This is a genomic window from Pseudomonas sp. efr-133-TYG-23 (assembly GCF_030209215.1).
Classification (GTDB): Bacteria; Pseudomonadota; Gammaproteobacteria; order Pseudomonadales; family Pseudomonadaceae; genus Aquipseudomonas; species Aquipseudomonas rhodesiae.
The window spans coordinates 65,383-89,907 of the sequence record NZ_JARVSL010000019.1 but is presented as its reverse complement, the minus strand read 5'-3'; the positions used below and the strand labels follow the sequence as shown (position 1 = coordinate 89,907).

Annotated in this window: 24 protein-coding genes; 15 read left to right on the top strand and 9 right to left on the bottom strand. The window is 59.9% G+C overall.

Annotated elements, in window-relative coordinates:
- The first annotated feature begins 50 nt into the window (after positions 1–50).
- The 15 genes from QRN41_RS13115 (at position 51) to QRN41_RS13050 (ending at position 13,283) form a co-directional block, all read left to right on the top strand.
- Positions 51–806: a heme ABC transporter permease gene (locus QRN41_RS13115; RefSeq protein ID WP_034137538.1), complete on the top strand. Its 756-nt coding sequence runs from the start codon at positions 51–53 to the stop codon at positions 804–806.
- Positions 803–979, top strand: coding sequence for a heme exporter protein CcmD (ccmD, locus tag QRN41_RS13110; protein WP_034096631.1), 177 nt, complete (start codon positions 803–805; stop codon positions 977–979). Before QRN41_RS13115 ends, ccmD begins: the two co-directional genes overlap by 4 nt.
- Positions 976–1,431, top strand: a complete 456-nt coding sequence (gene ccmE / locus QRN41_RS13105; protein ID WP_034096632.1) for a cytochrome c maturation protein CcmE — start codon at positions 976–978, stop codon at positions 1,429–1,431. The genes ccmD and ccmE overlap by 4 nt, the downstream gene beginning before the upstream one ends.
- 3 nt (positions 1,432–1,434) lie before the next feature.
- Entirely contained in the window at positions 1,435–3,423 is a 1,989-nt protein-coding gene (locus tag QRN41_RS13100; protein WP_034137540.1) for a heme lyase CcmF/NrfE family subunit, read from the top strand.
- The gene (locus tag QRN41_RS13095) at positions 3,420–3,956 is read left to right on the top strand and encodes a DsbE family thiol:disulfide interchange protein (protein WP_034096634.1); all 537 of its coding nucleotides are present in this window, start codon (positions 3,420–3,422) and stop codon (positions 3,954–3,956) included. The genes QRN41_RS13100 and QRN41_RS13095 overlap by 4 nt, the downstream gene beginning before the upstream one ends.
- Positions 3,953–4,426 (top strand): cytochrome c-type biogenesis protein, encoded by a 474-nt coding sequence (locus QRN41_RS13090; protein ID WP_034096635.1) that lies wholly within the window; start codon positions 3,953–3,955, stop codon positions 4,424–4,426. Before QRN41_RS13095 ends, QRN41_RS13090 begins: the two co-directional genes overlap by 4 nt.
- Positions 4,419–5,612, top strand: a complete 1,194-nt coding sequence (gene ccmI / locus QRN41_RS13085; protein ID WP_285421645.1) for a c-type cytochrome biogenesis protein CcmI — start codon at positions 4,419–4,421, stop codon at positions 5,610–5,612. Before QRN41_RS13090 ends, ccmI begins: the two co-directional genes overlap by 8 nt.
- A gap of 14 nt (positions 5,613–5,626) precedes the next feature.
- Complete coding sequence (locus QRN41_RS13080; protein WP_285421644.1) at positions 5,627–6,022, top strand: hypothetical protein; 396 nt, start codon at positions 5,627–5,629, stop codon at positions 6,020–6,022.
- A 516-nt stretch (positions 6,023–6,538) separates the two neighbouring features.
- The gene (locus QRN41_RS13075; protein ID WP_285421643.1) at positions 6,539–7,351 is read left to right on the top strand and encodes an iron-containing redox enzyme family protein; all 813 of its coding nucleotides are present in this window, start codon (positions 6,539–6,541) and stop codon (positions 7,349–7,351) included.
- Between the two features lie 24 nt (positions 7,352–7,375).
- A complete protein-coding gene (locus QRN41_RS26170) occupies positions 7,376–7,543 on the top strand; it encodes a rubredoxin (protein ID WP_123480372.1) in 168 nt (55 codons plus the stop codon).
- A gap of 12 nt (positions 7,544–7,555) precedes the next feature.
- Positions 7,556–8,137, top strand: coding sequence for a LysE family translocator (locus QRN41_RS13070; protein ID WP_258695545.1), 582 nt, complete (start codon positions 7,556–7,558; stop codon positions 8,135–8,137).
- A gap of 505 nt (positions 8,138–8,642) precedes the next feature.
- Positions 8,643–9,554 (top strand): EamA family transporter, encoded by a 912-nt coding sequence (locus QRN41_RS13065; RefSeq protein WP_285421642.1) that lies wholly within the window; start codon positions 8,643–8,645, stop codon positions 9,552–9,554.
- On the top strand, positions 9,551–10,801 hold the full coding sequence (locus QRN41_RS13060) for an ATP-grasp domain-containing protein (RefSeq protein WP_285421641.1): 1,251 nt from the start codon (positions 9,551–9,553) through the stop codon (positions 10,799–10,801). Before QRN41_RS13065 ends, QRN41_RS13060 begins: the two co-directional genes overlap by 4 nt.
- A 105-nt stretch (positions 10,802–10,906) precedes the next feature.
- Positions 10,907–11,479, top strand: coding sequence for a phosphonate metabolism protein/1,5-bisphosphokinase (PRPP-forming) PhnN (phnN, locus tag QRN41_RS13055; protein ID WP_034112692.1), 573 nt, complete (start codon positions 10,907–10,909; stop codon positions 11,477–11,479).
- Positions 11,480–11,792: 313 nt separating this feature from the next.
- On the top strand, positions 11,793–13,283 hold the full coding sequence (locus QRN41_RS13050) for a M10 family metallopeptidase C-terminal domain-containing protein (protein WP_285421640.1): 1,491 nt from the start codon (positions 11,793–11,795) through the stop codon (positions 13,281–13,283).
- 21 nt (positions 13,284–13,304) lie between these two features.
- On the opposite strand, the gene QRN41_RS13045 is transcribed toward QRN41_RS13050, so the two are convergent.
- From QRN41_RS13045 to gcl, 9 genes are all read right to left on the bottom strand, one after another.
- On the bottom strand, positions 13,305–14,504 hold the full coding sequence (locus tag QRN41_RS13045) for an MFS transporter (protein ID WP_167417577.1): 1,200 nt from the start codon (positions 14,502–14,504) through the stop codon (positions 13,305–13,307).
- Between the two features lie 386 nt (positions 14,505–14,890).
- Complete coding sequence (locus QRN41_RS13040; RefSeq protein WP_213633603.1) at positions 14,891–15,895, bottom strand: sulfate ABC transporter substrate-binding protein; 1,005 nt, start codon at positions 15,893–15,895, stop codon at positions 14,891–14,893.
- Between the two features lie 96 nt (positions 15,896–15,991).
- On the bottom strand, positions 15,992–16,816 hold the full coding sequence (locus tag QRN41_RS13035) for an ion transporter (RefSeq protein WP_034096645.1): 825 nt from the start codon (positions 16,814–16,816) through the stop codon (positions 15,992–15,994).
- A gap of 31 nt (positions 16,817–16,847) precedes the next feature.
- Entirely contained in the window at positions 16,848–17,723 is an 876-nt protein-coding gene (locus QRN41_RS13030; protein ID WP_034096646.1) for an urea transporter, read from the bottom strand.
- Positions 17,724–17,861: 138 nt separating this feature from the next.
- Entirely contained in the window at positions 17,862–19,277 is a 1,416-nt protein-coding gene (gene pyk / locus QRN41_RS13025; protein ID WP_034137552.1) for a pyruvate kinase, read from the bottom strand.
- Positions 19,267–20,547, bottom strand: coding sequence for a glycerate kinase type-2 family protein (locus QRN41_RS13020; RefSeq protein WP_285421639.1), 1,281 nt, complete (start codon positions 20,545–20,547; stop codon positions 19,267–19,269). Before QRN41_RS13020 ends, pyk begins: the two co-directional genes overlap by 11 nt.
- Positions 20,548–20,724: 177 nt before the next feature.
- Positions 20,725–21,615 carry a 2-hydroxy-3-oxopropionate reductase gene (locus tag QRN41_RS13015; protein WP_034096649.1) on the bottom strand — a complete coding sequence of 297 codons (891 nt, stop codon included), beginning with the start codon at positions 21,613–21,615 and terminating at the stop codon, positions 20,725–20,727.
- 82 nt (positions 21,616–21,697) lie between these two features.
- Positions 21,698–22,492, bottom strand: a complete 795-nt coding sequence (hyi, locus tag QRN41_RS13010) for a hydroxypyruvate isomerase (RefSeq protein WP_094066215.1) — start codon at positions 22,490–22,492, stop codon at positions 21,698–21,700.
- Positions 22,493–22,502: 10 nt separating this feature from the next.
- Positions 22,503–24,278 (bottom strand): glyoxylate carboligase, encoded by a 1,776-nt coding sequence (gene gcl / locus QRN41_RS13005; protein WP_285421638.1) that lies wholly within the window; start codon positions 24,276–24,278, stop codon positions 22,503–22,505.
- Positions 24,279–24,525: the final 247 nt, after the last annotated feature.

Sequence of the window (24,525 nt, the reverse complement as noted above, 5' to 3'; positions counted from 1 at the left end):
AGACCCTAAGCTGCTTGCCACGACAAGCGGTAACCGTGACGGAAACAGCAATGAACTGGACCTGGTTTCACAAGCTCGGCTCGCCCAAATGGTTTTATGGCATCAGCGGTAAATTGCTGCCGTGGTTGAGCCTCTTCGCCGCAGTGCTGATCGGCATCGGCCTGGTCTGGGGCCTGGCCTTCGCGCCGCCGGACTACCAGCAAGGCAATAGCTTTCGCATCATCTATATCCACGTGCCCACCGCGCTGCTGGCCCAGTCCTGCTACGTGATGCTGGCGGTGTGCGGCATTGTCGGGCTGGTATGGAAGATGAAACTGGCCGACGTGGCCCTGCAATGCGCCGCGCCCATCGGCGCGTGGATGACCGCCGTGGCGCTGGTTACCGGCGCCATCTGGGGCAAACCCACCTGGGGCTCGTGGTGGGTGTGGGATGCACGACTGACGTCTATGTTGATCCTGCTGTTTCTGTACTTCGGTCTGATTGCGCTGGGCAATGCGATCAGCAATCGTGACAGCGCCGCCAAGGCTTGCGCGGTACTGGCCATCGTCGGTGTGATCAATATTCCGATCATCAAGTACTCGGTGGAGTGGTGGAACACCCTGCACCAGGGCGCCACCTTCACCCTCACGGAAAAACCGGCGATGCCCGTGGAAATGTGGGCGCCGCTGCTGTTGATGGTGCTGGGGTTCTATTGTTTCTTCGGCGCGGTGCTGCTGATGCGCATGCGCCTTGAAGTGCTCAAGCGCGAGGCCCGCGCCAGTTGGGTCAAGGCCGAAGTGCAAAGCTGCCTGGGGGCGCGGGGATGAGTTTCAGTTCTTTCGGCGATTTTCTCGCCATGGGCCATCACGGCCTGTATGTCTGGACGGCCTATGGCATCTGCCTGGCGGTGCTGGCCCTCAACGTCGTCGCGCCGATCCTGGCGCGCAAGCGTTACCTGCAACAAGAGGCGCGTCGTCTGCGCCGGGAGACCGATAAGTGAATCCGCTGCGTAGAAAGCGTCTGTTGATCATCCTTGCCATCCTGGTGGGCGTCGGCATTGCCGTGGGCCTGGCCTTGAGCGCCTTGCAGCAGAACATCAACCTGTTTTACACGCCGACCCAGATCGCCAATGGCGAAGCGCCGCTGGACACACGCATCCGTGCCGGCGGGATGGTGGAGAAAGGCTCGCTGAAGCGTTCCGGCGATTCCCTGGACGTCACCTTCGTGGTCACCGACTTCAACAAGGCCGTGACCATCACCTACCGCGGCATCCTCCCGGACCTGTTCCGCGAAGGCCAGGGCATCGTCGCCCTGGGCAAACTCAACGCCGACGGCGTAGTGGTGGCCGATGAAGTGCTGGCCAAGCACGATGAAAAGTACATGCCGCCGGAAGTCACCAAAGCCTTGAAAGACAGCGGCCAGTCCGCCCCTGCACCCGCGAAGGAGGGCTAAGCCATGACGTCCGCACTGTTTATTCCCGAGCTGGGCCAGTTGGCGATGATCCTCGCGCTGTGCCTGGCGATCGTTCAGGCCGTGGTGCCGTTGCTCGGTGCCTGGCGCGGCGATCGTCTGTGGATGAGCCTGGCGCAGCCGGCTGCCTGGGGGCAGTTTGCGTTCCTGCTGTTCGCCTTCGGTTGCCTGACGTACGCCTTTATGACCGACGATTTTTCCGTCGCCTATGTCGCCAATAACTCCAACAGCGCACTGCCTTGGTACTACAAGTTCAGCGCCGTGTGGGGCGCCCACGAAGGTTCATTGCTGCTGTGGGCGCTGATCCTCGGCGGCTGGACCTTCGCGGTGTCGGTGTTTTCCCGCCAGTTACCGCAAATCATGCTGGCCCGCGTGCTGGCCGTGATGGGCATGATCAGCATCGGCTTCCTGCTGTTCCTGATCATCACCTCCAACCCGTTCAGCCGTATCCTGCCGCAAGTTCCGGCGGACGGTCATGACCTCAACCCGTTGTTGCAGGACATCGGCCTGATTGTGCACCCACCGATGCTCTACATGGGCTACGTGGGGTTCTCCGTGGCATTCGCCTTTGCCATCGCCGCCTTGCTTGGCGGGCGGCTGGATGCGGCGTGGGCACGCTGGTCGCGGCCGTGGACCATCGTCGCCTGGGCTTTCCTCGGCATTGGCATCACCCTTGGTTCGTGGTGGGCCTACTACGAACTTGGCTGGGGCGGCTGGTGGTTCTGGGACCCGGTGGAAAACGCCTCGTTCATGCCATGGCTGGTGGGCACCGCGCTGATTCACTCCCTGGCGGTCACCGAAAAACGCGGTGTGTTCAAGAGCTGGACCGTGCTGCTGGCCATCGCGGCCTTTTCCCTCAGCCTGCTGGGCACCTTCCTTGTGCGTTCAGGCGTACTGACTTCGGTGCACGCGTTTGCGTCCGACCCGGCGCGCGGCATCTTCATCCTGATATTCCTGCTGTTCGTGGTCGGTGGTTCGCTGACCCTGTTCGCCCTGCGCGCGCCGGTGGTCAAGAGCCAGGTGGGCTTCAACCTGTGGTCGCGGGAAACCCTGCTGCTGGGCAATAACCTGGTGCTGGTGGTGGCCGCGTCGATGATCCTGCTCGGCACGTTGTACCCGCTGGTGCTGGATGCGTTGAGCGGCGCCAAGCTGTCCGTGGGTCCACCGTATTTCAACGCCTTGTTTATCCCGTTGATGGGCTTGTTAATGGTGGTGATGGCGGTCGGCGTATTGGTGCGCTGGAAAGACACCCCGGTGAAATGGTTGCTCGGCATGTTGATGCCGGTGTTGCTGGGCAGCGTGGCCCTCGCCGTGATCGCGGGCATCGCCTACGGCGACTTCAACTGGGCGGTGCTGGCCACGTTCCTGCTGGCAGCCTGGGTGCTGCTGGCCGGCGTGCGCGACATCGTCGACAAAACCCGCCACAAAGGCCTGATCAAAGGGTTGCCGACGTTGACCCGCAGCTACTGGGGCATGCAGATCGCGCACCTGGGCATTGCCGTGTGCGCCCTCGGCGTAGTGCTTTCCAGCCAGAACAGCGCCGAGCGCGACTTGCGCCTGGCACCGGGCGAATCCATGGACCTGGCCGGATACCACTTTATTTTCGAAGGCGCCAAGCACTTCGAAGGGCCGAACTTCACGTCAGACAAAGGCACCGTGCGCGTCGTCCGAAACGGCAAGGAAATCGCCGTGCTGCACCCGGAAAAACGCCTCTACACCGTGCAGAGTTCGATGATGACCGAGGCCGGTATCGACGCCGGTTTCACCCGCGACCTCTACGTGGCCCTGGGTGAACCGCTGGGCGAGGGAGCGTGGGCGGTGCGCGTGCACGTCAAGCCGTTCGTGCGCTGGATCTGGTTCGGCGGCCTGCTCACCGGTTTCGGTGGTTTGCTGGCAGCGCTGGACCGGCGTTATCGGGTCAAGGTCAAAAGCCGCGTGCGTGAAGCGCTCGGCCTGCAAGGAGCGGCGGTATGAAGCGTTGGTTAATGGTGTTGCCGCTGGCGGCGTTTCTGGTGGTGGCGGTCTTCCTGTATCGCGGCTTGTACCTGGACCCGGCCGAACTGCCCTCGGCGATGATCGGCAAGCCGTTCCCGGAATTTTCCCTGCCTACCGTGCAGGGCGATAAAACCCTGACCCGTGCCGACCTGCTGGGTAAGCCAGCGCTGGTCAACGTGTGGGGCACCTGGTGCATCTCATGCCGCGTGGAACATCCGGTGCTGAACAAACTGGCCGAGCGCGGCGTGGTGATCTACGGCATCAACTATAAGGATGACAACGCGGCGGCGCTTAAATGGCTGGCCGAGTTCCACAACCCCTACCAATTGGACATCCGCGACGAAGACGGCAATCTCGGCCTGAACCTGGGCGTCTACGGCGCTCCGGAAACCTTCTTCATCGATGCCAAGGGCGTGATCCGCGACAAGTACGTCGGGGTGATCGACGAAGTGGTATGGCGCGAGCAGTTGGCCGCCAAGTACCAGGCGCTGGTTGATGAGGCTAAGCCATGAAGCGCCTGTTAGCCGCTGCCGTACTGGCACTTGGCTTGGCCGGCGTGGCCCACGCCGCCATCGACACCTATGAGTTCGCCAATGACGCCGAGCGTGAGCGTTTTCGCGACCTGACCAAAGAACTGCGCTGCCCTAAATGCCAGAACCAGGACATTGCCGACTCCAACGCGCCCATCGCTGCTGACCTGCGCAAAGAGATCTTCCGCATGTTGGGGGAGGGCAAGGACAACCAGCAGATCATCGACTTCATGGTCGACCGCTACGGTGACTTTGTGCGTTACAAACCGGCGCTGACCGGCAAGACCGCGCTGCTCTGGTTTGGCCCCGCCGCGCTGTTGCTGACCGGTGTGGTGGTAATGGCTGTGATCGTCCGCCGTCGCCGCGCCGCGCCCACCGATGGCTCCGACGCGCTATCCCCTCAAGAGCGCCAACGTCTCGACCACTTGCTGGACAAAACCTCTGATGATTGATTTCTGGCTCGCAGCAGGCTTGCTGCTTCTGGTTGCCCTGAGTTTTCTGTTGATCCCTGTGTTACGTGGCCGCCGTGCCCAGCGCGAGGAGGATCGCACCGCACTGAATGTGGCGCTCTACCAAGAGCGCGTGGCCGAACTGCAAACCCAGCAGGCCGAAGGCGTGCTCGACGCCGCGCAACTCGACACCGGCCGCGCCGAAGCCGCCCGCGAATTGCTGGCCGACACCGAAGGCGTGGAAGCCCCCCGCGAATCGCGTCTGGGTAAACCGCTGCCGTTGCTGGCCGCGTTTCTGGTGCCGATTCTGGGCCTGGGCTTGTACCTGCACTTTGGTGCCAGCGACAAGGTGGAACTGACCCGCGAATTCTCCCAGCCGCCGGTGTCGCTGCAAGACATGACCCAGCGTTTGGAGCGCGCCGCCGCCGCCCAGCCGGATTCGGCCGAAGGCCTGTACTTGCTCGGTCGCGCCTACATGGCCCAGGATCGCTCCGCCGATGCGGCCAAGGTCTTCGAGCGCGCCGTGGCCCTGGCCGGTCGCCAGCCGGAACTGCTCGGCCAGTGGGCCCAGGCCCAGTATTTTGCCGACAACAAACAATGGTCGCCGAAGATCCAGGCATTGACGGACGAGGCGTTGAAGCTCGACCCGAAAGAAGTCACCAGCCTCGGCTTGCTCGGCATCGCCGCGTTTGAAGGCGAGCGCTATCAGGACGCTATCGACTACTGGGGGCGTCTACTCGCGCAACTGCCGCCGGAAGACAATTCCCGCGTCGCGCTGCAAGGCGGCATCGACCGCGCCACGCAAAAACTCAAGGAAAGTGGCGGCACCGTCGCCCAGGCGCCTAAGGCGGCAACCTTGAAAGTGCGCGTGGATGTGTCCGCTGACGTAAAGGCCAAGGCCCTGCCAGGCGACAGCGTGTTTATCTTCGCCCGTGCCGTGAGTGGCCCGCCGGCGCCGTTGGCGGCCAAGCGCGTCACCGTGGCCGAGTTGCCGATCACCGTCGAACTGGGCGATGCCGACGCGATGATGCCGCAGTTGAAACTGTCCAACTTCCCCGAAGTCCAACTGGTTGCGCGCATATCCCGGGCTGGTCAACCGACCGCCGGCGAGTGGATCGGCCGCAGCCAACCCCTGGCCAGCTCCACCACTGCGTTGCAGCAGCTGACCATCGACAGTCCGGACAAGTAATTCGAGGAAACGCCATGACCGCATTCGCACGTATCACCTTGCTCAGCCTGGTATTGGGCCTGAGCGCTTGTGCGGTCCACCGGCCACCGCCTGCGCCGACCGGCCCGACCATCCCGCCGTCGGGCCCATCGACCCAGCCCAGCACCAAACCGCCCGGCCCGGTAACCCCGCCGCCAAAGCCGCTGCCAACCAAGTCCCCGACCTTCGCCCCACCACCGGGCGCCGCCAGCCACTGGGACGGCAAGATGCAGGTGTATGTGCTGGACGAACAACCCGACACCTTCTACCGCCAGCGCACCTACTACCGCTGGAGCAACGGCTGGAGCCGCTCCATCAGCCCCAACGGGCCATGGGAGGAGACGGACGTGCACGGCGTGCCGCCGGGGTTGAGTAAGCAATACGCGCAGTGACAAAAGGCGACCTTTGGGGTCGCCTTTTTCTTGTCTGCGAAATTTGTTCTTCCAAACACACTGCCCCATCCACACTATTTCCTTATCCATCACGTTAGGAGCCACTTTCGCTGCGTTACTTGACACCTGCCTGCAGCTTTGCCGTGCAAGTATTCGACCCAGTGATACGCAATCGCCGATTCCAGAAGCGCGCTGCCACTGTTCAGGTCGTTTCGGTGCCGAAGCAGGGAGCGTTAGATGGAATCTTTCTTAAGTTTTATATGATGTAGGAAAAATCACTCTCAATAACGAGAAGATTCTTTCAGTATCCTTCGTTGTTGGATGTAAGTGAATAGTTTTAATTAAACTATGTTTATTAGTTGGTGCTAAGCGACGAAGGCTCTAGTTTGGTGGTTTTGACTTTTTTTGAGCTGGATTGTTTTTATGAGTTGACAAAATTGAAAGTCGGTAAATAATTTGTGCTTAATGCTTTTGCAAGCAGACTGAAATCCATTTCATAAAAATCGGGATAAAGTCATGAATGTTGAAAGTACTACAGGTCTCGGATCAAGTGCAGGATTAGGTCGCGATGAAATATATAGGGTTTGCGAAGCTGGCTATAATGAAGTTGCTAATAAAATAGTGCATCACCCTGCTATGAGTGAACTTGAGAAGTTTGGCGGAATTATTTTTTCTAGACCGTTTTCACGTCCAGAAATGGCGTTGTTCTTCGCAACTATATGGGCTTTTTTCAAGGACGTTCCAGCGGGGATTGTCGCATTGGCTGCGCGTGTTACAGATGAGTGGATCAAAGAAGATATGTGGAATGGTACTGCTAAAGCAGCCCATATCCTTTACGCCTCTGTGGATGAATACGGTCTGCATCAACACAGCAAACATATGCTGCCAACCCATCATCAGATGTTCAAGCAGCTTACCACTCATCTAGGACTCTCAGACACCGAACTGTTTAATCCGCAGTACATTCTGCCTGAAGGTACCGCAATGGGAAACAACACCCATCGAATGTATCGATCAGAGTATTTAGGTGAGGCGTTGGGGTTTCATTTGGCTTCTGAAATGACCTCCTCGCGAGAGTTTCAGATTTTTCTGAAGGGATTCCAAAAGTACGCCGAAGAGTACGGGTTAGTCGATGAGGATGATCCCGTCTTAGCATTCTTCGCCATTCATTGCGAGGTAGAACCTATGCACGTCGCAACCGGTCGGGAAATAATGATTTCATACTTGGAAAAGCATCCAAATATTGCTCCACAAGCCATGCGCGGAGCGCTGGCGTTTATGGACGGTTTTGAGCAAATGTTTGCCGCGTTAAATCGTCGGCTTGCCTGAAATTATGAAGCGAGGGTTGCTAATATGGATAAATCCTATGAGTGTCAGATTTGTCACTATCTATATTCGGAGAGCACTGGTGAACCCTTAATGAATATAGTGCCAGGTACGGCCTGGGATGAGATAGGGGATGAGTTTCGTTGCCCGCACTGTCAGGCAACGAAAAAAATGTTTATTGAGGTTCGGGGTTAGATGGGGGACTTTGTGAGCTCCACCGCATTCGCTGTGGTGCTCTCTATAAGCTTTGGCCCAATAGCGCTAATGATAATTAGGCAAACTATTGCGCGCGGATTTGTCAGCGCATTGCCTGGAGCCTTAGGTGCGGCAGTTGCAGATACTATCTTTGCAGCTGTCGCATTTTCCGGATTACAGACAATTAAAATGTTTTGGATTGCCCATGAGCAGATACTGAGCTGGATAGGAGTCGCCTATCTATTTTTTCTAGGCGCTATTATCTTTGGAAAGCGTATATCGTTGACCCGACTCAATAAGTCAGCGGGATTTATTCCGGTGTTCTTGTTGACCTTGACCAATCCCCTCACCATCGTAACCATCTCGTCTTATGCGCTCGCCAGAGGGGCGCTATTTGAAGGCATCGAATTTTATCTGAGCCTGGCTGGGTTTCTGGTGGGCTCATTTGTAGGTCAGATGGTGTATGTGGCAGGTGGCAGCATCATTAGGACCAAGTTGATTGATCATTCCGATTTCAACATGATCAATCGTATCAGTGGCGCGCTACTCATTGGTTTTGCGGTGTGGCAAGGGCGTTCTCTGCTTGTAACGTGATATATGAAAAAGCTCTTCTGGTCATTTTTTTCGATATCAAAAGCCTACTTGCAAGGCGTGCCTCTGGGGTTGAGTAAGCAGCACGCGCAGTGACAAAAGGCGACCTTCGGGTCAATGCCACTCAGTTAAGGCTAGATGGGCACTGACAAAAAAATCAGTGCCAATGATTCCGGAGCTCTTCAAGACAGCCCTGTGCAGAAAGTAACTAATTGAGCTTTAACTGGTTGGCATTACCTCAAGGGTCGCCTTTTTATCTTGAAATCCATTCCTCCAAGCACCTGAAATCCACTGTGGGAGGGGGCTTGCCCCCAATAGCAATGTATCAGTCAGCCTATCTACCACTGACGCACCGCTATCGGGGCAAGCCCCCTCCCTAAGTGGATCCCTCTAGATATCCAGGCAAGGTGCGCTCATGTACCGCCGGTTTACCTATCCGTTTGGTCAGTACTGACCCGACTGCTGTTTTGTTAAGTTGAAGCACTTGCTGCCTCCCAGGTGAAGTGCGATGCAAAAGCACGGCGTTTTTCTCGGATTGCTGTTCTGCCTGCTAAGTGCTGCGTTCGACGTATACGTGGGCTTCGTCACGCAAACGCTTAACACGTTGCTGGTCATTTTCTATTGCTTTATAGCGTCTTCTGCGCTGTTCCTGGCAGTCGCGCTCTTTCATGACCCGGCTTCTTTTTGTTCCAGAGTCAAAGCCGATTGGGACCGCGTACTGGTAGTGAACGTCGCAGTTTTGCTCAACTGGGGCGGCCTGTTTTACGCCCTGCGTTATCTGGAGCCGGCCGTTGTTGGTGTCGCTTCGGTGGCCTGCGGTCCGGCGCTTACGTTGGTTATTTCCTGGTTCGATAAAAGCAGCGCGAAAGTTGCTTTTGCGGATGCGCTGATAGCGTGCCTGGTGCTCGCCTCAGTGGGGATCATGCTATCCAACTCCTTGGCGGGTGTGAGCGGTGTGGAAACCGCCACGATCGGGGAGCGTTTGCTCGGGGTCTCCAGTGTATTGATGTGCGCGCTGGGTACGGTGATGTACACGGTTTTTTCAAAGCGGATGTTTGCTCTGCAGTGGTCGGTTCATGAAATCCTGGCTGTCAGAAATATTGCGATGATCGTGGTGTGCCTGCTGGCGCTTCCTCTGACAGGCACAGGTTTTTACCTCGAGTCCGGGTTGATCGCGCCCATGGTGGTTCTGGTAGTCGCTGGGCATTTGCTGCCGATCTACCTGATCCAGAAAACCATCTATTGCCTCTCGCCGATCCACGTGTCCCTGGTGTTGCTGACCCTTCCAGTGTTCGTGTTGTTACTCCAGTACCTGGACGATCGCGTGATTTTTTCGCTGGCCAGTGTCGCGTCCGTCTGCGTCATCGTGTTGTTGCTGTCGGGCCGGGCCTTATATGCAATGAGGAGGGAGGCAGCATGATCACGGTGGTCGTCGTGGATGGTTTTTCATCCGGGAAATGCGTAGCAAAAGGCTTGTTCGAGAGAGGCTGCAGATTGATGCATGTGGCGTCGTCAGCCAATCTCGATGACTACTACTATAGGGGCTTAGATCACTCGCTGTATGACCGCATGATTGTGCACACCGACGTCGTCACGACGCTCGCCAGCGTTGAGCATTTCGCGCCCCAGTTCATCATCGCCGGTGCCGAAACCGGTGTGCTGCTCGCCGATCAGTTGAACGAGCGCCTTCAGTTACCGTATCGCAATGACTTCGATAACACCCATGCCCGTCGAAACAAGTTCGCCATGATCGAAACGGTCGCCCAGGCGCAATTGCCCGTAGCACGACAGTGCGTTGCCGACAGTTGGGCCCTTGCACATGCTTGGATCAACGCCCACGGGCGTTTTCCTGTGGTGGTCAAGCCGCTCGACAGCGCGGGGGCAGATGGGGTGTTTATCTGCGAGGATTTGCCGGCCTGCGAGGCGGCGGTGCAAACGCTGCTGGGCACGGTGAACCGGTTGAACGGCCGCAATACGCAGGTGTTGATTCAGGAGTATCTGGCCGGCCTGGAGTATGTGGTGAACATGGTTTCCGTCGATGGCCAGCAACTGGTCACCGAGGTGGTGCGCTATCAAAAACAGCGCGCCCCGAGAGGCGGCATTCTTTATGACATCGATGAACTGATCGGGCCAGACTCGCCACTCTATTTGCCGTTGGTGGAATACACCCGCGCCGTGGTGCAGTGCCTTGGCATCCGCAACGGCCCTAGCCACGCGGAAGTCATGTTCACCGACGAAGGGCCCAAACTGGTGGAAATCGCCGCGCGTACCGATGGCATTCTTCGTCCTGGCGTATCCCGTCAGACCACCGGGCTGGGGCAGATCGAGGCGGTGGTGTTGTCCATCACCGAACCCGAGGCATTCGCGCAGTTGCTGGCCAGGGACTTCGATTATCAGCGCCTGCAGCGTACTTACAATGTGTGCCTGATCAATCGCACTGACGGCTACTTCCACAAGGCGCGGTTTGTGGAGGAACTGCTCAAGCTGGCGTCATTCTTTGAGGCGGTGTTCTACGTTGAGGAGGGACAACCCCTGGGCGCGACGCAAGATGTATTCAGCCAGCCAGGTACGGTGTACCTGGTACATGCTGATCCAGCAGTGATCGCTGCGGATTATCAGCGGATCCGATTGCTTGAGGCCCAAGGTATCTACCTCACCTCACACTGATACGTTGCTTTGAGTCTCTACGCACCCTCTATACTGTCTCGCGACAATTTCCCAGGTGCTGCCAGCCGCCCAATACGGCTGGTGATATACGCAGAGGCTGTTTCAATGGCAGGCAGGTTGATCTATCTCATCGGCCCATCGGGTTCGGGCAAGGACAGCCTGTTGGAGGCCGCGCGTGCGCGTCTGGCCGAGCGCGGTTGCCGCATTGTGCGTCGCGTGATTACCCGCTCGGCGGAAGCGGTAGGCGAGGCGGCGCAGGGTGTGAGCCCCGAACAGTTCGCCGTAATGGAGGCGCAAGGGGCGTTTGCGCTGAGCTGGCAGGCCAATGGGTTGTGTTATGGCATTCCAAAGGTGATCGACGACTGGCTGGCGGCGGGGGAGGATGTACTGGTCAATGGTTCGCGCGCGCACCTGGCGCTGACCCGCGAGCGCTATCCAACGTTGCTGGTGTTATTGCTGACCGTGGATCAGGCGGTGTTACGCGAGCGTCTGGTGGCACGGGGACGGGAAACACTGGCGGATATTGAAAAGCGCCTGGCGCGTAATGCCCGGTTTACGGCGCAGATGCTGGCCGGTGACGGCGCGGGGCTTTTGCTGCTGGATAACTCCGGCCCGCTGGAACATACCGTGGAGCGTTTGCTGTGTTGCCTGGAGCAAGGGCATTCAGCCTGTGCATGAACGCCGGCAGGGCATCGGTAGTTTGAGCGGATGTATCCCGGCTAATGGGCAACGGGCGTAGTTCAAGGGCTGTTGGTGTGTAGCCGTTTGTTTTATTTCTGTGGATTCAAGCGCTTTTCAGCACGGTCGGTCTGTGTCCGATTGTGAGAAGTGTAATGGGGCTCTTCCTTTAGTTAGCGCGCGTTACCCCGACAGCCCGCTGTTGCAGTGCGAAGCAAATCGGCACTTTCCGAAGGTTTGTCGGCATGGGACGTTAATAAATCGATGCCGATGGGTTCGGCTTGTTTATTAACCTGAGTGAGTGCACTGCCCCATGATTCATGCTGATCGAGTGGTCGCTAAACCCTCCCTTGAAACTTTGCCTATTTCCGACCCAGGCCCGTTCGGTGTGGGCGCCAACAACAAACCGACCTACACCACGGACCAGGCCGGTAAGCAAATCACCCGCGATAATCTGCGCTTTCACGACCGCAACAACGACAAGAGGCTTGAACTTTCCTACACCGTGGACCCGCAATTCAGCGCCGCGCAGCAACGCCGGGTGCGCCAGGCCGTACAGTCCTGGGAGGACGTGGCCAATATCACGTTCAAGGAGCGAGCAACGGCGGCCGACGGCACGGTCCACATCAAAAGAGACCCGCGTAGCGACCGTGGCGTCGCCACTTCACCCACGCGTTTCACCGCCAGTACCACGGCACGCATCGGCACGCTAAGGGAAAGCACTTCCCCGGCATTGGGCAGTCATTTTTCGCTGACTGCCGTGCATGAGATCGGTCATGCCATCGGTCTGCAGCACCCAGGCAACTACAACGGCGGTGGTGATTACCAGCGGGGCGCGGTGTATGCCGGAGACACCAAGGCGCGCAGTGTGATGAGTTACTGGTCGGAGAGGAACCAGGCGGGTCATGACTTCCACATGCTCAACCCCAGCGCGCCGATGATGGATGACATCGCTGCGGCCCAACGGCTGTACGGCGCTAATCACCAAACCCGCAATACCGACACCACCTATGGCTTCAATGCCAACTGCGAGCGCGAAGCCATGACCCTCAACAGCGCCTCCGACAAGCCCATCTTCTGCGTGTGGGATGGCGGGGGCGAAGACACCTTGGACTTTTCCGGATTTTCCCAGAACCAGAAGATCAATCTGAACGCCGAATCGTTTTCCGACGTGGGTGGCTTGAAGGGCAATGTGTCCATCGCCAAGGGCTGCACGGTCGAGAACGCCATCGGCGGTGCCGGGCGCGATGTGTTGATTGGCAACGAAGCCAGTAATCGGCTCAAGGGCGGGGCCGGTGCGGACACCCTGCGCGGTGGTGGCGGCGCGGATATTTTTTCCTACGACAAGGCCAGCGATTCCACGCCTCAACAACCGGATCTGATCGAGGATTTCACCAGTGGCACCGACAAGCTCGACGTATCCGGCGTGCTCAAGGAGGCCGGGTTGAGCGCCCTGGTATTCACTGAACGTTTCACCGGGCGTGCAGGCGAGGCTGTGCTCAAGCACGATGCGGCCACCGGCCGGTCAAGCCTGCAGATCGACCTGAAGGGCACCGGCAGTGGCGGTTTCCAGGTCAACAGCATCGGCAGAATCAGCCCAGGGGATGTGCTGTGGAATGGGCAACAGCCGGAAGTCAAACCCCTCCCCAGGGTGGTGCCGCAACCGACACCCACGCCACCACCAAACGTGAACCCAGACAGCAACGCAACGTTCAGAGACGTGCTGGTCAAGGCGTTGACCCTGTTGATGCAATGGATGCAAAGCTTTCTTCAGTCATCGGGCGCCCGTGGCCAGCGCACCTGAATCTGGGTCAGCCGCTGCGCGTCAGGCCGCAGCCCGCGCCGGGGCCTGACGTGACGCACTGAGAAACCGAAGCAGCGCCACCAGTGGAAACGCGCTGCCCACCAGCATCACCGCCAGCCAGCCACCGTGTTCGTACACGCTGCTGGCAATCGCCGAGCCGAAGGCGCCGCCGATAAAGATGCTGGTCATATACAGCGCGTTCAGGCGGCTGCGGCTGTTGGCGTCCAGCGCGTAAATGGCCCGCTGGCCGAGGACCATGTTCATCTGCACGCAGAAGTCCAAAACCACACCGGTGACCGCCAGGCCGATCACGCTGTACAGCGGATGCACCAAGGCCGGCAGGAAGCTCAGCGCTGCGAACAGCATTGCCAGCAACGATGCGCGATGGGTGTGACCGGCATCGGCCAGGCGCCCGGCGATGGGCGCGGCGATGGCGCCGATGGCGCCGACCAGCGCGAAAATCGCGATCTGGGTCTGGCTCAAGCCGTGGTTGCGCACCAACTCCAGCGGGGCCGCGGTCCAGAACAAACTGAAGGTGGCGAACAGGCAACCCTGGTAAAAGGCGCGTTGGCGCAACAGCGGTTGTTCACGCAACAAGGTGCCCAGCGAGCGCAGCAGTTGGCCATAGCTGGCGCTGTGATCGGGTTGGCGTTTGGGGATGGTCAGCATCAGCACCACGCTGATAAACACCATCAACGCCGCCGCAGCCATAAACATCGCGCGCCAGCCGAAGTGATCGGCGACCACGCTGGACACCGGCCGCGCCAACAAAATGCCCAACAGCAGCCCGCCCATGATGCTGCCGACCACCCGACCACGGGATTCAGCGGGCGCCAGGTGCGCGGCCAGGGGAATCAGGATCTGCACCGACACCGAGCTGAAGCCGATCAACAGCGACACCAGCAAGAACAGGTTCGGTTGCTCGGTAACCGCCGCGCCCAGCAGGCTGGCAATGGCCACCACAGTGGTGGCGATCATCAATTTGCGGTTTTCCAGCAAGTCTCCCAGGGGCACCAAAAAGAACAGGCCCAAGGCGTAGCCGATTTGCGTAAGGGACACAATCAGGCTGGCCATGGCGGGGGTGAGGCCAATATCCGGCGCGATCAGTTCGATGATCGGCTGCGCATAGTAGATATTGGCGACAATGGCGCCGCAGCAAAACGCAAACAGCATCACCATGCCTCGGGTCATGGTGCTTGTTGAGTGTGGGGTAGCGTTCATGGTGTTCTCATAAAAGCGAAGGAAGATGGCCTGCGAGGGTAAATGCAAGGCTCAGCGACGAGTAGGCCGCTTGGAATGATAGTACTTATGTCGGCTGATGATACATTCTGAAACATCTACCCAGCCCCCGCGCAAAACCAATGTGGGAGGGGGCTACACAAGTCTCAAAGGCTGAAATAACTCTGCGGGAGGGGGCTTGCTGTGGTGATCGGGCTTGTCGAATCGTCGCACCGCCCGCGCTGGGCTGCGAAGCGGCCCATTCCCGGCGATGTGGTTTTAGCTGACACACCGAGGTGCCTGGGTTTGGGGCTGCTTCGCAGCCCAGCGCGGGGCAAGCCCGCTCACCACAGCAAGCCCCCTTCCACAGTTTTACTGCGTTTGTTCAGTTATTGACCGGAGTAGATCTGGTCAAAAATGCCGCCATCATTGAAGTGGGTTTTCTGTACCGTGCGCCAGTCACCGAAGGTTTTTTCCACCGACAGGAAATCGACTTTGGGGAAGCGGTCGGTGTACTTGGCCAGCACCGCCGGGTCACGTGGGCGCAGGTAGTTGTTTGCGGCGATTTCCTGGCCTTGCGGCGACCACAGGTACTTCAGATAGTCCTCGGCGGCGGCGCGGGTGTCTTTTTTCTCGACCACTTTGTCCACCACCGACACCGGCGGCTCGGCTTCGGCGGATACGCTTGGGTAGATCACCTCGAACTGATCGCGGCCGAATTCACGGGCGATCATTTCCGCTTCGTTTTCAAAGGTCACCAGCACATCGCCGATCTGGTTGGTCATGAACGTGGTGGTGGCGGCGCGGCCGCCGGTGTCCAGCACGGGAGCTTGTTTAAACAGCTTGCCCACAAAGCTCTTGGCTTTCTCTTCGTCCCCGCCGTTCTTGAGTACATAGCCCCAGGCCGACAGGTAGGTGTAGCGGCCGTTGCCCGAGGTTTTCGGGTTGGGCACGATCACCTGCACGCCGTCCTTGAGCAGGTCGGGCCAATCTTTCAGGGCTTTGGGGTTGCCTTTGCGCACGATAAACACCGTGGCCGAGGTGAACGGCGCGCTGTTATTCGGCAAGCGCGTGACCCAGTTGTCCGGCACCAGTTTGCCGTTGTCCGCCAGGGCATTGATGTCGGTGGCCATGTTCATGGTGATCACGTCAGCCGGTAGGCCATCGATCACCGAGCGTGCCTGTTTGCTTGAACCTCCAAAAGACATCTGCAAGGTCAGCTTGTCGTCTGGGTGCTCGGCGTCCCAGTGTTTCTGGAAAGCCGCGTTGTAGTCCTTGTAGAAATCGCGCATCACATCGTAGGACACGTTCAGCAGCGTGACGGGGGCGGCTTGCACGGCACTCGCCAGGGCAATTCCGGCGGCCAGGAGGGAGGCGCTAAGGCGTTTTTTCACTGCTCATTCCTTGTTGTTCGAGAAGAGGGGACAGGCACAATGCCAGCGACTATAGCCGGGGCCGCATAGTCGCTTAAAGATTAAAAAGAACTTTGCTTATTCCACTTTCTTAAACAGATTGCTGCCACAGCGCGAACAGAATGCCGCATTGGGTTCGTGGGTGTTTTTCTGGCACACCGGGCAGTCGGTCTGCAGCTGTTCGCCGCGCATGGCACTGGCCAGTTCGGCGGTGAAAATCCCGGTGGGTACAGCGATGATTGAGTAACCGGTGATCATCACCAGCGACGAAATCACCTGACCCAGCGGGGTCTTGGGCACGATATCGCCAAAGCCGACAGTGGTCAGGGTCACGATGGCCCAGTAGATGCCCTTGGGAATGCTGGTAAACCCGTGTTCCGGGCCTTCGATCACATACATCAAGGTGCCGAACACGGTCACCAGGGTGCACACGCTGACCAGGAACACCACGATCTTCTGCTTGCTGCCGCGCAGCGCCGACATCAGGTAATTGGCTTGCTTGAGGTAGGGGCTGAGCTTGAGCACGCGGAAGATCCGCAACATACGGATGATGCGGATAATCAGCAGGTACTGCGCGTCGCTGTAATACAGGGCAAGGATGCCAGGCACGATGGCCAGCAAATCCACCAACCCATAAAAGCTGAACGCATAGCGCAACGGCTTGGGCGAGCAGTACAGGCGCAAGCCGTACTCGATGGCGAAGATCAGGGTGAAGCCCCATTCGATATAGGCCAGCACGTCGGCGTAGTTCTGGTGCACCTGGTCGATGCTGTCGAGCATCACGATCACCAGGCTGGCCAGAATGATCAGCAGCAAGATCCCGTCAAACCGCCGCCCGGCCACGGTGTCGCTTTGGAAAACCATGACGTAGAGACGCTGACGCCAATCGTTGTTGCTGTCCATAAATCCTGCCCGAGTCGATTTTCGAGCAAGCCTAGGGGGATTCGAAGGGGCTGTCCATGCGCGGTTTCCGAAGCATCCTGCGGCTGGCGAGCACCAGCCAGCACGCGAGGATAAACGGCGCGGTCAGTACCGGCAGGTGCAGGGCGGCGAAGCCTGGCGTCAGCAGGATCGCCAGCAGGATACCGGCCAGGGGCAGCCAGGCCCGACGACTGATCTGGCTCAACGCCAGGGCCGCCAGCGCTGGGTTGTAGCTGTGCAGGCCGAGCAGGGCGTGTGTGGTTTCACCCAACCCCAGGGCGAACAATGCACCGCTGCCAGCACCGATGAAGGCCCACAACACGGCGCGCCGATTGGCCAGCCACAGGCCCAATGCAATCAGGCCGCCGGCCAGTGGCTGATCCAGCAACATGACCTGGGCCAGGCCGGTGAAAGGCGCGCTGAACAGGCCGAAGGCGTCGGCGCTGAGCGTGGCCGCCTCGCCGGGCGTCGCGCGGCCCAGCAGCAGCCAACCTAGACCGACAAAAGGCGCGGTGTAGGCCGGCAAGTCATCGGTCTGGCTGGCGTGTTTCAACCATTGCCGCGTGAGCATAGCGCTGACGCCGCCGCCCGCCAGGATCAATGGCGGCAGCAACGCCGACCACGGCAAGTGCTGGCTGATCAGCAACCCCAGCAGCACGCCGTTGTAGCTATACAAACCGGCCTGGCGCTCGGCTTTGGGATAGCCGCGGCGCTGGGCCGTGAGCAAACCGGCGACGCCACCGAGTAACGCACCGCCGAACAACGCCGGGGCACTGATCAGGATCGCCAGCAGGCACAGCAGGCCGCACAGAGGATGGCGTTGCAGGAAAATCTGGCTGAAGCCGTTGAGCAACGCTTCGGCCCAGTCGGGGCAGGTTGGGTTGTGCATGGTGGGTATTCAGTTGGGCTGGGGTGAAACCCATCGGGGGCAAGCCCCCTCCCACACTTGATTGGGTTCACAAAGTCATAGCTGTGAATGCAGTCCAATGTGGGAGGGGGCTTGCCCCCGATGGGGCCGCTACAGACGCTAGATCAACACCTCTATGCGCAGCGAGTTGGTCGACCCCGGCTGCCCGAACGGCACCCCGGCAGTAATCACCAACGTATCCCCACGCTCTGCCATACCCTGGGCCTGGGCAATCTCCAGCGCCGTCGAACACACCTCATCGACCTGACGCAGCCGATCGTTGACCACCGAATGCACGCCCCACGCCACGCTCAAGCGCCGCGCGGTGGACAGGTTCGGCGTCAGGTTGAGGATCGGCGCCACCGGTCGTTCCCGCGCCGCGCGCAGGGTGGAGCTGCCGGACTCGCTGTAGTTCACCAGCACCGCCACCGGCAGGATGTTGCTGATGCGGCGGATCGCGCAGCTGATGGCGTCCGATACTGTGGCTTCCGCTTTGGGCCGGTTGACCTCCAGTTGCGTCTGGTAGTCCGGGCCGTTTTCCACTTGGCGGATGATCTTGCTCATCATCTGCACGGCTTCCAACGGGTAGTCGCCCGACGCGGTTTCCGCCGACAGCATCACCGCATCCGCGCCTTCGGCCACGGCGTTGGCCACATCGGTGACTTCGGCGCGGGTCGGCGCCGGGGAGAAACGCATGGATTCGAGCATCTGCGTGGCCACCACCACCGGTTTGCCCAACTCGCGGCAGGTGCGAATGATGGTTTTCTGGATCTGCGGCACGCTCTCGGCCGGCACCTCCACCCCCAAGTCACCCCGGGCCACCATGATCGCATCGCTCAGGTGGGCGATTTCCCGCAGGTGCTGCACGGCCGAGGGCTTCTCGATCTTGGCCATCAAGAACGCCCGATCACCGATCAGCTCGCGGGCCTCGCGGATATCTTCCGGGCGCTGCACGAACGACAGCGCCACCCAGTCCACACCCAGCTCCAGGCCGAAGCTCAGGTCGCGGCGATCCTTGGCGGTGAGGGGGCTCAGTTCCAACAGCGCTTGTGGGACGTTCACACCTTTGCGGTCGGACAATTCGCCGCCGTTCAGCACCGTGGTGTCGATGGCATCCTTGTGTTTGCTGACCACCCGCAGGCGCAGTTTGCCGTCGTCGAGCAACAGGTCCATGCCCGGTTCCAGGGCCGCGATGATTTCCGGGTGGGGCAGGTTGACCCGGCGCTCATTCCCCGGGGTTTCGTCCAAGTCCAGGCGCAGCGCCTGGCCGCGCACCAGTTGCACGCAGCCGTCGGCAAAACGCCCGACCCGCAGCTTCGGCCCTTGCAGGTCCATGAGGATGCCCAACGGATAGTTGAGCTGGCGCTCCACCTGACGGATCCACTGGTAGCGCTGGGCGTGATCGGCATGCTCGCCGTGGCTGAAGTTGAGGCGGAAGATATTCACTCCGGCCTCCACCAGCTCGCGGATGTCATCGATACCGTCGATGGCCGGCCCCAGGGTGGCGAGGATTTTGACCTTTTTGTCAGGCGTCATGGTGGGCAGTCTCAAGGATCAGGATGGCGCGGAAGTCGTTGACGTTGGTGCGCGTGGGCTCGGTGACGATCAACCCGTCGAGGGCGGCGAAATAGCCGTAGCCGTTGTTGTTATCCAACTCGTCGCTGGCCGACAGGCCGAGGGCTTCGGCGCGCGCGTAACTGCACGGGGTCATGATCGCGCCGGCGTTGTCTTCGGAGCCGTCGATGCCGTCGGTGTCACCGGCCAGTGCGTACACGCCGGGCAGTCCCTTGAGGCTATCGGTGAGGCTCAGCAGGAACTCCGCGTTGCGCCCGCCACGGCCGTCGCCGCGAACGGTCACGGTGGTTTCGCCGCCGGACAGGATCACGCACGGCGCCGCCAAAGGCTGGCCATGCTGCACGATCTGCCGGGCGATACCAGCATGCACCTTGGCCACGTCCCGCGCTTCGCCTTCCAGATCGCCGAGAATCAGCGGGCTGAAACCGGCCTGGCGCACTTTCACCGCCACCGCTTCAAGGGATTGCTGCGGGCGGGCGATCAATTGGAAATGGCTGCGGGCAAGCACCGGGTCGCCGGGCTTGACGGTTTCCGACGCCGGGTTCTGCAACCAGCTGCGCACCGAGGCGGGCGCGTCGATGCGGTAGCGCTTGAGGATCGCCAGCGCCTGTTGCGACGTGCTCGGGTCGCCGACGGTGGGGCCGGAGGCGATCACCGTGGCCTGGTCGCCCGGCACATCGGAAATCGCGTAGGTGTACACCGTGGCCGGCCACGCGGCCCTGGCCAGACGCCCGCCCTTGATCGCCGAGAGGTGCTTGCGCACGCAGTTCATCTCGCCGATGGTCGCGCCGGACTTGAGCAGGGCTTTGTTGATGGCCTGTTTGTCGGCCAGGCTGATGCCTTCGGCGGGCAGAGCCAGCAAGGCTGAGCCGCCGCCGGAGAGCAGGAAGATCACGCGATCGTTTTCGCTGAGGTTGCTGATCAACGCCAGCACGCGCTGGGCTACCGCCAGGCCGGCGGCATCGGGCACCGGGTGCGCGGCTTCGACCACTTCGATTTTCTTGCAAGGAGCCCCGTGGCCGTAGCGGGTAACCACCAGGCCGGTGACTTCGCCTTGCCAGCAATTTTCGACCACGAGCGCCATGGCGGCGGCGGCCTTGCCGGCACCGATCACGATCACACGGCCGCTACGGTCGGCGGGCAGATAGGGTTCAAGGACTTGCCGGGGGTGGGCGGCGTCGATGGCTGTGGCAAACAGCTCGCGAAGCAGGTGTTGCGGATCGACCGACATAAGCGGGCTCCCGGATATTTTTGTTATTAGACGTGCAGCTATTTCAGCCTTGGCCTAGGAATAGGCCCTACTTTGAAATGGAGCCACCTGTGGGAGGGGGCTTGCCCCCGATAGCGGTCTATCAGCTACAGAAGACATGCTCTCGGGAGCAAGCCCCTCTCACATTTGATCAAGGCATTACTGATCGCGAATCGAGAAATTCGCCATATGCTCCAAGCCCTTGATCAGCGCCGAATGGTCCCAATTCCCGCCCCCCAGCGCATTACAGGTGCTGAACACCTGCTGAGTACCGGCAGTGTTCGGCAGGTTGATCCCCAGTTCTTTGGCACCGGCCAGGGCCAGGTTCAAATCCTTCTGGTGCAGGTTGATGCGGAAGCCCGGATCGAAGGTGCCCTTGATCATGCGTTCGCCGTGTACTTCGAGGATTTTCGACGAGGCAAAACCGCCCATCAGCGCTTCGCGCACCTTGGCTGGGTCGGCCCCGTTTTTGGCGGCGAACAGCAACGCTTCGGCCACCGCCTGGATGTTCAGCGCCACAATGATCTGATTGGCGACCTTGGCGGTCTGGCCATCGCCATTACCGCCCACCAACGTGATGTTTTTGCCCATGGCTTGGAACAGCGGCAGGGCGCGCTCAAAGGTCTGTGGCTCGCCACCGATCATGATGCTCAAAGTACCGGCCTTGGCGCCGACTTCACCGCCGGACACCGGCGCATCGAGGTACTGCGCGCCGTGCTCGTTGATCTTGGCGGCAAAGGACTTGGTGGCGGTGGGCGAGATCGAACTCATGTCGATCACCACCTTGTTCGGCGACAGCCCGGCGGCCACGCCGTCGGTACGGAACAACACGTCCTCGACCTGTGGGGTATCCGGCACCATGACGATGATGAACTCGGCTTCCTGAGCCACTTGTTGCGGGCTGGCCAGCGCCACGGCGCCGGCGTCGATCAGTGCTTGCGGGGCCTTGCCGTGGTGCTCGGAGAGGAACAGTTGATGACCTGCTTTTTGCAGGTTGGCGGCCATGGGTTGGCCCATGATGCCGGTGCCGATAAAGCCGATTTTAGCCATGATGAAATCCTCTTGTTATGTGGAAGGGGGGCTTGCCCCCGATGACGGTGTGCCAGGCAAAACAGTGTTGACTGAGCTGCCGCTATCGGGTGCAAGCCTCCTCCCATAGGGTTTTGAGCCAGCCAAGACCCGCTTCGGTGGTGGTCAACGGCTTGTATTCACAGCCGACCCAACCCGTGTAACCGATCCGGTCCAGGTGCTCGAACAGGAAGCGATAGTTGATCTCCCCGGTCCCCGGCTCGTTGCGCCCCGGGTTGTCCGCCAGTTGGATGTGATTGATCTCACCCAGGTGCGCGGCCATGGTGCGGGCCAGGTCACCTTCCATGATTTGCATGTGGTAGATGTCGTATTGCAGGAAAAGATTGTCACTGCCCACCCGCTCGCGGATCGCCAGGGCCTGAGCGGTGTTGTTCAGGTAGAAGCCCGGGATGTCGCGGGTGTTGATCGCTTCCATCACCAGTTTGATGCCCGCCGCTTTCAGTTTGTCGGCGGCGTACTTGAGGTTGGCGACGAAAGTGTCTTCTAGCTGTTGGTCGTCGACACCGGCGGGGCGAATCCCCGCCAGGCAGTTGATTTGCGTATTGCCCAGCACCTGGGCGTAGGCGATGGCCAACGTGACCCCGGCGCGGAATTCCTCGACCCGGTCCGGATGGCACGCCAGGCCGCGCTCGCCGTTGGCCCAGTCACCGGCCGGCAGGTTGAACAACACTTGGGTCAGGCCATGGGCGTCGAGTTGCGCCTTGATCTCGGCAGAGCTGAACTCGTAAGGGAACAGGTACTCCACCCCCTGGAAACCGGCATCGGCGGCCGCTTTGAAGCGAGCGAGAAAGTCCTGTTCGGTGAACAGCATGGACAGGTTGGCGGCAAAGCGCGGCATAGGGTTCTCCTTAATCGAGCAGGGAAATGGCAGTCGGCGCATCGTTGCCGACCAGGGCCAGGTCTTCGAATTCGTTGACGGCGTTGATCTCGGTGCCCATGGAAATATTGGTCACCCGCTCCAGAATAATCTCAACGATCACCGGCACCTTGAATTCTTCGATCATGGCCTCGGCCTGGCGTAAGGCCGGCGCGATCTGGCTGGGTTCGAACACGCGCAGGGCCTTGCAACCCAGACCTTCGGCGACGGCTACATGGTCCACGCCATAGCCGTTGAGTTCCGGGGCGTTGAGGTTGTCGAAAGACAGCTGCACGCAGTAGTCCATTTCAAAGCCACGCTGGGCCTGGCGGATCAGACCCAGGTAGGAATTGTTCACCACCACATGGATGTACGGCAGTTTGAACTGCGCGCCCACCGCCAGCTCTTCGATCATGAACTGGAAGTCGTAGTCGCCGGACAAGGCCACTACTTTGCGGCTCGGGTCGGCCTTGACCACCCCCAGCGCCGCCGGAATCGTCCAGCCCAGCGGGCCGGCCTGGCCGCAATTGATCCAATGGCGCGGCTTGTAGACGTGCAGGAACTGCGCGCCGGCAATCTGCGACAGGCCGATGGTGCTGACGTAGCAGGTGTCTTTGCCGAACACCTGGTTCATCTCTTCGTACACCCGTTGCGGCTTGACCGGCACCGCATCGAAGTGAGTCTTGCGCTGCAAGGTGGCCTTGCGTTGCTGGCAATCATGCAGCCAGGCGCTGCGGTTCTTGAGCTTGCCGGCGGCTTTCCATTCGCGGGCCACTTCAATGAACATCGTCAGGGCAGAACCGGCGTCGGACACGATGCCCAAGTCCGGTGTGAAAACGCGGCCGATCTGTGTCGGCTCGATGTCCACGTGGATGAATTTACGGCCTTCGGTGTACACCTCGACCGAACCGGTGTGGCGGTTAGCCCAGCGGTTACCGATGCCCAGCACCACGTCGGACTTGAGCATGGTCGCGTTGCCGTAACGGTGCGAGGTTTGCAGACCGACCATGCCCACCATCAGCGGGTGATCGTCGGGGATCGTGCCCCAACCCATCAGAGTCGGGATCACCGGGATGCCGGTCAGTTCGGCGAACTCCACCAGCAGCTCGCTGGCGTCGGCGTTGATCACGCCGCCGCCGCTGACCAACAGCGGGCGTTCCGCCTGGTCGAGCAGGGCCAGGGCTTTTTCCACCTGTACGCGGGTGGCCAGCGGCTTGGCCAGGGGCAGTGGCTGATAAGCGTCAATGTCGAACTCGATCTCAGCCATTTGCACGTCGAACGGCAGGTCGATCAACACCGGGCCGGGGCGGCCGGAGCGCATTTCATAAAAGGCTTTCTGGAACGCGTAGGGCACCTGGCCGGGTTCGAGCACAGTGGTCGCCCATTTAGTCACCGGCTTGACGATGCTAGTGATGTCCACGGCCTGGAAATCTTCCTTGTGCATGCGGGCACGGGGCGCCTGGCCGGTGATGCACAGGATCGGGATCGAGTCGGCCGAGGCGCTGTAGAGGCCGGTGACCATGTCGGTGCCCGCCGGGCCCGACGTGCCGATGCACACACCGATATTGCCAGCTTTGGTGCGGGTGTAACCCTCGGCCATGTGCGAGGCGCCTTCAACGTGGCGAGCAAGGACGTGATCGATGCCACCCACTTTCTGCAAAGCCGAATACAGCGGGTTGATTGCGGCGCCGGGGATACCGAAGGCAGTGTCCACACCTTCACGGCGCATCACCAGGACGGCGGCTTCGATTGCTCTCATTTTGCTCATGATTTTGGTGCCTCTTGCGTTTTGTAATTGTATACAAGTGGTGTCTGTCCAAAGTGTATTCACGGCGAGCAGTGCAGGTCAACGCATTTTATTCGTGACCGATTGTGCTCGCCAGAACGCATTTTTTCGACGTGTGGTGGGTTTGTTGGAAAATATTGTATACAAAATAGTAAATCATTGTGTTCTATTTGTGCGATCGAGCATCTGATCAATCAGACCTCCATCGCTTTCCCAATAACAAAAGAAG

Excerpts from the sequence above, each read along its gene's own strand:
- QRN41_RS13115 (WP_034137538.1), top strand. The coding sequence starts at position 51 with ATGAACTGGACCTGGTTTCACAAGCTCGGCTCGCCCAAATGGTTTTAT.
- ccmD (WP_034096631.1), top strand. The coding sequence starts at position 803 with ATGAGTTTCAGTTCTTTCGGCGATTTTCTCGCCATGGGCCATCACGGC.
- QRN41_RS13100 (WP_034137540.1), top strand. The coding sequence starts at position 1,435 with ATGACGTCCGCACTGTTTATTCCCGAGCTGGGCCAGTTGGCGATGATC.
- QRN41_RS13095 (WP_034096634.1), top strand. The coding sequence starts at position 3,420 with ATGAAGCGTTGGTTAATGGTGTTGCCGCTGGCGGCGTTTCTGGTGGTG.
- QRN41_RS13090 (WP_034096635.1), top strand. The coding sequence starts at position 3,953 with ATGAAGCGCCTGTTAGCCGCTGCCGTACTGGCACTTGGCTTGGCCGGC.
- ccmI (WP_285421645.1), top strand. The coding sequence starts at position 4,419 with ATGATTGATTTCTGGCTCGCAGCAGGCTTGCTGCTTCTGGTTGCCCTG.
- QRN41_RS13080 (WP_285421644.1), top strand. The coding sequence starts at position 5,627 with ATGACCGCATTCGCACGTATCACCTTGCTCAGCCTGGTATTGGGCCTG.
- QRN41_RS13075 (WP_285421643.1), top strand. The coding sequence starts at position 6,539 with ATGAATGTTGAAAGTACTACAGGTCTCGGATCAAGTGCAGGATTAGGT.
- QRN41_RS26170 (WP_123480372.1), top strand. The coding sequence starts at position 7,376 with ATGGATAAATCCTATGAGTGTCAGATTTGTCACTATCTATATTCGGAG.
- QRN41_RS13065 (WP_285421642.1), top strand. The coding sequence starts at position 8,643 with ATGCAAAAGCACGGCGTTTTTCTCGGATTGCTGTTCTGCCTGCTAAGT.
- QRN41_RS13060 (WP_285421641.1), top strand. The coding sequence starts at position 9,551 with ATGATCACGGTGGTCGTCGTGGATGGTTTTTCATCCGGGAAATGCGTA.
- phnN (WP_034112692.1), top strand. The coding sequence starts at position 10,907 with ATGGCAGGCAGGTTGATCTATCTCATCGGCCCATCGGGTTCGGGCAAG.
- QRN41_RS13050 (WP_285421640.1), top strand. The coding sequence starts at position 11,793 with ATGATTCATGCTGATCGAGTGGTCGCTAAACCCTCCCTTGAAACTTTG.
- QRN41_RS13045 (WP_167417577.1), bottom strand. The coding sequence starts at position 14,504 with ATGAACGCTACCCCACACTCAACAAGCACCATGACCCGAGGCATGGTG.
- QRN41_RS13035 (WP_034096645.1), bottom strand. The coding sequence starts at position 16,816 with ATGGACAGCAACAACGATTGGCGTCAGCGTCTCTACGTCATGGTTTTC.
- QRN41_RS13030 (WP_034096646.1), bottom strand. The coding sequence starts at position 17,723 with ATGCACAACCCAACCTGCCCCGACTGGGCCGAAGCGTTGCTCAACGGC.
- pyk (WP_034137552.1), bottom strand. The coding sequence starts at position 19,277 with ATGACGCCTGACAAAAAGGTCAAAATCCTCGCCACCCTGGGGCCGGCC.
- QRN41_RS13020 (WP_285421639.1), bottom strand. The coding sequence starts at position 20,547 with ATGTCGGTCGATCCGCAACACCTGCTTCGCGAGCTGTTTGCCACAGCC.
- QRN41_RS13015 (WP_034096649.1), bottom strand. The coding sequence starts at position 21,615 with ATGGCTAAAATCGGCTTTATCGGCACCGGCATCATGGGCCAACCCATG.
- hyi (WP_094066215.1), bottom strand. The coding sequence starts at position 22,492 with ATGCCGCGCTTTGCCGCCAACCTGTCCATGCTGTTCACCGAACAGGAC.
- gcl (WP_285421638.1), bottom strand. The coding sequence starts at position 24,278 with ATGAGCAAAATGAGAGCAATCGAAGCCGCCGTCCTGGTGATGCGCCGT.